The organism is Veillonella dispar, assembly GCF_937975875.1.
Lineage (GTDB): Bacteria > Bacillota > Negativicutes > Veillonellales > Veillonellaceae > Veillonella > Veillonella dispar_B.
Window position 1 is genome coordinate 1 of sequence record NZ_CALJSP010000113.1, and the last position, 5,433, is coordinate 5,433.

The window sequence follows — 5,433 nt, forward strand, 5'->3', positions numbered from 1 at the left end:
TTTCTATTATTTCTATGGCTCGTATGAAGCGCATATCATAATAATAGAAATGGAGTACCATGATAGAATTATTGGGTAAGTCTTTAGAAGAATTACAATCTATCTTTAAGACCCATAATATACAAAAGTTTCGAGCGAAACAGTTAATCGACTATATCTATCATAGATATGTGTTTGATTTTCAAGACATGACACAATTTCCAAAAGAATTGCGTCAATGGTTAAGTGATAACTGTATTATTTCTTTACCTACATTAATTACAGAGTCTGTTTCTCCAGATGGGAAGACTCGTAAAATACTCGTTGAAATGACAGATCAAAGCCGAGTAGAAGCCGTTTTGATGGAACAACATTATGGATATTCTGTATGTGTTTCTTCTCAAGTGGGCTGTGCTATGGGATGTGTATTCTGTGCTTCAACACAAGGCGGTTTATACCGTGATTTGACAGTGGCTGAAATCATAGGTCAAGTTGTTATCTTCGGGGCTCTTACTAAAGAGCAAATTCATTCTGTTGTCGTTATGGGCGCAGGTGAGCCGTTACAAAACTATGATAATGTGTTACAAGCTTTACAACTGTTACACGATCCTGTAATTTGTAATATTAGTTATCGTAAGATGACGATTTCTACCTGTGGATGGGTTCCTAACATCTATAAGCTAGCTGATGAAGGATTGCCTATAACATTAGCACTCTCATTACATGCTACAAATAATGAAGTGCGTCGTAGTATTATGCCTGTTGGGGCTCGTTATGAATTGACGGAAGTCTTAGATGCGGTAAAATATTATTATGATACGACTCAACGTCGTATTACCTTTGAGTATATCCTTATAGATTCTATAAACGCATCTATGGAGGAGGCTCATGCTTTAGGAGAAATCTGTAAGGATTTCCCAAATTGCCATGTTAATTTAATTCCTGTTAATGGCAATGAACATATTGAATTATATAAACCATCTATTACGAATATGAATACATTTAAAGACATCGTTGCTTCCTATGGCGTATCTGTAACGGTACGTAAAGAGATGGGCGATGCAATCCAAGCCGCATGTGGGCAGCTAAAAGCAGCTCACGGTCGGAAAAAGGAGAATCATGAATAATTTTGTTGGTTTAAGTAAAATTGGGCTTGTGCGTCAGCGCAATGAAGATCGATTTTTTATAGACGGTCCTATTTGTGCTGTCACTGATGGCATGGGTGGCTATAGTGGTGGTGAAATCGCTAGTACCTATGCTGTTGATGAAATAAAAGAATATTTGGCCTCCCTTCAAACGGTTGGTCAACAAGACTTATGCGATGCCATTATTCATGCAAATGAACGTATAGCCAATCGCGTAGCTCATGAAGAACGTCTTGCTGGTATGGGTACTACTGCTGTCGTTACAGCTATTAATGGTAACCAATTATACTGGGCAAGTGTTGGTGATAGTCGTTTGTATGTATATAGAGATGGTCTTTTACGACAAATTACTACAGATCATTCTATGGTACAAGAATTATTAGCTGCTGGAGAGATTACAAAGGATGAAATGCTAAATCATCCTCAAAGAAACTTATTAACCCGTGCAGTCGGTGTTGATAATACTTTAGAGGTAGATAGTGGTGTAGAATCCATTCTTCCAGGTGATCGTATTTTACTTTGCACTGATGGACTATGCGGATATGTATCAGATGATGTAATTGCTAGTGCTTTACAATCTACTGATGATGATATGAAAGTTATAGAGTCATTAATGGAATCCGTATATGATGTCGGAGCAGGAGATAATGTGACCATTGTGGTGGGAACAATCTAATCTAGAAATGGAGAAATAATGAGTACTATGAATATAAAAGGTTTACTTCTAGATAACCGCTACCGAATAGTTGATAAAATTGGCGTTGGCGGAATGGCTGACGTATACCTTGGAGAAGATACCTTACTAGGTAGACAAGTAGCAATTAAAGTATTGCATGCTAACTTTGCCAATGATGATGAGTTTGTTACGCGTTTTAAACGAGAAGCACAAGCGGCAGGCAAACTAAATCATCCTAATATTGTAAACATGTATGATGTAGGGTTTGATCAAGACTTACACTATATCATTATGGAATATGTAGATGGTGAAACATTAAAAGAATACATTACTCGTCATGGCAGACTATCCATAGATGAGGCTGTTAAGTTCACAATTGCTATTGCTGAGGGCTTAGAGCACGCACATACAATGGGAATAGTACATTGTGATATTAAACCACATAATGTTATTATCACTCGTACTGGTCGTGTAAAAGTTACTGACTTTGGTATCGCTCGAGCCATGAATGCTACCAATACCGTGATGTATACGAACTCTATTTTAGGGTCAGCCCATTATTTATCACCAGAACAAGCTAGTGGTAAACCTGTGGATGGAAATACTGATATTTACTCTTTAGGGGTAGTTTTATATGAAATGCTTACTGGAAGGGTTCCTTTTGAAGGGGAAACACCAATCGCAGTAGCATTAAAACATGTGCGTGAAAAAGTAGCTCCTCCAACCCGATATAATCCGTCTATTCCACCGCTTTTAGAAGCAGTAGTAATGAAGGCTCTATCTAAAAACCCTGCGGATCGTTTTGATTCTATTTCTGATATGATTAGTGATTTACGATTATCCCAAGGATTTACAATGGGAAAAACACAACGTCATGAACCATATGATTTTGCTACGCAAATGATTCCAGCTGTCGATCCTGAAGCTATGGAGGATTTCAGCACCATTGAAGAAGAGCAAAAAGATGAGGGTAAAAAGAAGAGTATGTTAAGCAAAATAGCATCGATTCCACAAAAATATATTGTTCTAGGTGCTGCTGTTATTTTCTTAGTAGCATTCTTAGGTGCCTTCTTGAGTTATGGTAACTTCTGGAGTAATACAACAGTGGATGTACCTAATGTTGTAGGTAAGCAAGTATCTGTAGCTAAAAATATTTTAGAAGATAAACATTTGCGCGTATCTACAAGTGAAGTTACAAACCCTGATGTACCAGCAGGTCAAGTTATTTCTCAGACTCCAGGGGCTGGGGAAAAGGTTAAAGAACAACGAACCATACACCTTGTCGTTTCTAAAGGTGTTGGTGATATTACAGTACCAGACTTATCCGGTTTAACTGTAGAACAAGCACGACAACGTCTCAAAGTTGTAGGTTTAGTTGTGGGTAAAGTAACTCAACAATCTGTTGATAATAAACCTGATGGCGTTATTATTGCTCAAAGTCCATCTGGTGATTCTAAAGTTTCTAAAGGCACCACAATTGATCTCGTTGTAAATAAAGCAAAAGCTAAAAAGATTCAAATGCCAAATGTTATTGGTATGACCTTAAAAGATGCGCGAGATACATTGAGCAATGCTCATCTTGGCGTTAATCAAGTAGCTGGTTCAGTAGAAGAAAAATCTATTGTAACTGAGCAAAGCATTAAAGCTGGGGATGAAATTGATGAAGGATCTACGGTAAACTTAACGACTGAATATAAAGATGATAAAAAGAAATCTGATAAAAAGTCGGATAGTAGCAGTAATAAAACAACTGGTACTGTAGATATTACAGTTCCAGCGGGGTCTAAAAATCAAGAACTTAAAATTGTTGTAAAGGATGATGAAGGTTCTGCTGTTATTTATGATGATACAAATAAACCTGGTGATCGTATCGTTAAAAAAGTGTCTGGTGTAGGTAATGTACGTATTGAGGTTTATCTCAATGGTGCATTAGTACAAGAAACAGCATTATAAGGGGAATTATGATTACAGGCATTGTTGTCAAAAATATGAATGGTTACTTTTACGTACAAGACGATAGCGGTACTGTTCATGAATGTAAAGTTCGAGGCAGATTAAAGAAAGGTCGCTACAGTTTACTTGTTGGTGACCGTGTTACGATTTCAGAGGATGGATTCGTTGAGTCCATCCATGATCGTCATAATGCTATGGTAAGACCTGCGGTAGCCAATATTGACCAAGTTGTATTGGTGGTAGCTGCCCATGAGCCAGATATTAATGAGTTATTACTCAATAAAATGCTGGTTATGATTGAGCATGCAGATATTCCTATTGTATTATGTATCAACAAATGTGATTTGATGGATTCAGATACGGAAGAGATGGTGAAACTTTATCAATCTATCGGCTATGAAGTATTGATGACATCAACATATAATATGACTGGTATTGATGACTTACGTCATGTCTTAGAACATAAGGTAACTGCATTTGCAGGTCCTTCTGGTGTTGGTAAAAGTAGTTTATTAAATGCAGTGGACCCTAAGTTTGCATTCCAAACGGGAGAGGTTAGTGACAAAATTAAGCGTGGTAAACATACTACTCGTCATGCTTCCTTATATAGTTTGGATTCAAATTCCTTTATCATGGATACACCAGGCTTTAGCGCCATTGAGTTCAATGATGTATCATTAGAACGGTTACCTACGTTATTCCCTGAATTTAGTGATTATGTTGATACATGTAAATTTAATCCTTGCTATCATGAACATGAACCTATTTGTGGCATAAAAGATGCTTTAGAGGCTGGCCATATTCATCAAGGACGATATGATGCATATATGTCTATACGTAATGACATAGAAAGTCAACGAAAGAGGTTTTAAAATGATTAAAATTGCACCATCTATGCTCTCTGCAAATTTTGCAACATTAAGTGAAGAAATAAAATCCATTGAATTAGCCGGAGCGGACTTATTGCATATTGATATTATGGATGGTCATTTTGTACCAAACTTAACCTTTGGTGCACCTATAGTAAAAGCAATCCGTCCTTATACACAACTACCATTTGATGTTCATTTAATGGTTACTAATCCTGGTGATTACGTAGAAGAGTTTGCAAAGATTGGTGTAGAGTATTTTACATTCCATCAAGAAACAGTGCCTCATATGCATCGATTGATTCAACATATCAAACAATGTGGTATGAAAGCAGGGGTATCACTTAATCCAGGTACACCAGTATCTTTATTGGAGGATGTAGCAGCTGATCTTGATATGATCTTAATTATGTCCGTAAATCCTGGCTTTGGTGGTCAATCCTTTATTCCAAACGCTATTAAAAAAGTTAAACAAGCTAAAATGCTATTAGAAGAAGTGGACAACACAACTGCAGTTATTGAAGTAGATGGCGGTATTAATGATATTACTTGTGTACCTATTAAACGAGCAGGTGCTACAATTTTAGTTGCTGGTTCCGCTGTGTTTGGCGCTGATGATCGAGCACAAATGATTGAGGCTATTCGAAATAACTAGTTATTATAATAATTGTTATATTAAATTTACTATCTCAATACTATGAGTATTGTCTAAACAGTACTATGTTTGGAAATAATAGCTTCTAGAAAAATAATTTTATAATCAAACATAAGGAGTGAGGTTTTCTTAAATAAATCCTCACTCCTTGCTTGC

Annotated in this window: 5 protein-coding genes; all 5 read left to right on the forward strand. The window is 36.7% G+C overall.

Features of this window, described 5'->3' with window-relative positions; translation table 11 throughout:
* Positions 1–59 precede the first annotated feature (59 nt).
* From rlmN to rpe, 5 genes are read left to right on the forward strand one after another with little or no spacing between them, the layout of a single operon-like run.
* Positions 60–1,106, forward strand: a complete 1,047-nt coding sequence (gene rlmN / locus Q7P05_RS05245; protein WP_298697234.1) for a 23S rRNA (adenine(2503)-C(2))-methyltransferase RlmN — start codon at positions 60–62, stop codon at positions 1,104–1,106.
* A complete protein-coding gene (locus tag Q7P05_RS05250; RefSeq protein WP_005386740.1) occupies positions 1,099–1,800 on the forward strand; it encodes a Stp1/IreP family PP2C-type Ser/Thr phosphatase in 702 nt (233 codons plus the stop codon). Before rlmN ends, Q7P05_RS05250 begins: the two co-directional genes overlap by 8 nt.
* Positions 1,801–1,827: 27 nt before the next feature.
* Positions 1,828–3,753 carry a Stk1 family PASTA domain-containing Ser/Thr kinase gene (gene pknB / locus Q7P05_RS05255; RefSeq protein ID WP_303930916.1) on the forward strand — a complete coding sequence of 642 codons (1,926 nt, stop codon included), beginning with the start codon at positions 1,828–1,830 and terminating at the stop codon, positions 3,751–3,753.
* 8 nt (positions 3,754–3,761) lie between these two features.
* On the forward strand, positions 3,762–4,625 hold the full coding sequence (gene rsgA, locus Q7P05_RS05260; RefSeq protein ID WP_295867778.1) for a ribosome small subunit-dependent GTPase A: 864 nt from the start codon (positions 3,762–3,764) through the stop codon (positions 4,623–4,625).
* Between the two features lies 1 nt (position 4,626).
* Entirely contained in the window at positions 4,627–5,277 is a 651-nt protein-coding gene (gene rpe, locus Q7P05_RS05265) for a ribulose-phosphate 3-epimerase (protein ID WP_295202677.1), read from the forward strand.
* Positions 5,278–5,433: the final 156 nt, after the last annotated feature.

Bases quoted from the DNA above. Each gene is read 5' to 3' on its own strand.
- Q7P05_RS05250 (WP_005386740.1), top strand. From the start codon at position 1,099: ATGAATAATTTTGTTGGTTTAAGTAAAATTGGGCTTGTGCGTCAGCGC.
- pknB (WP_303930916.1), top strand. From the start codon at position 1,828: ATGAATATAAAAGGTTTACTTCTAGATAACCGCTACCGAATAGTTGAT.
- rlmN (WP_298697234.1), top strand. From the start codon at position 60: ATGATAGAATTATTGGGTAAGTCTTTAGAAGAATTACAATCTATCTTT.
- rpe (WP_295202677.1), top strand. From the start codon at position 4,627: ATGATTAAAATTGCACCATCTATGCTCTCTGCAAATTTTGCAACATTA.
- rsgA (WP_295867778.1), top strand. From the start codon at position 3,762: ATGATTACAGGCATTGTTGTCAAAAATATGAATGGTTACTTTTACGTA.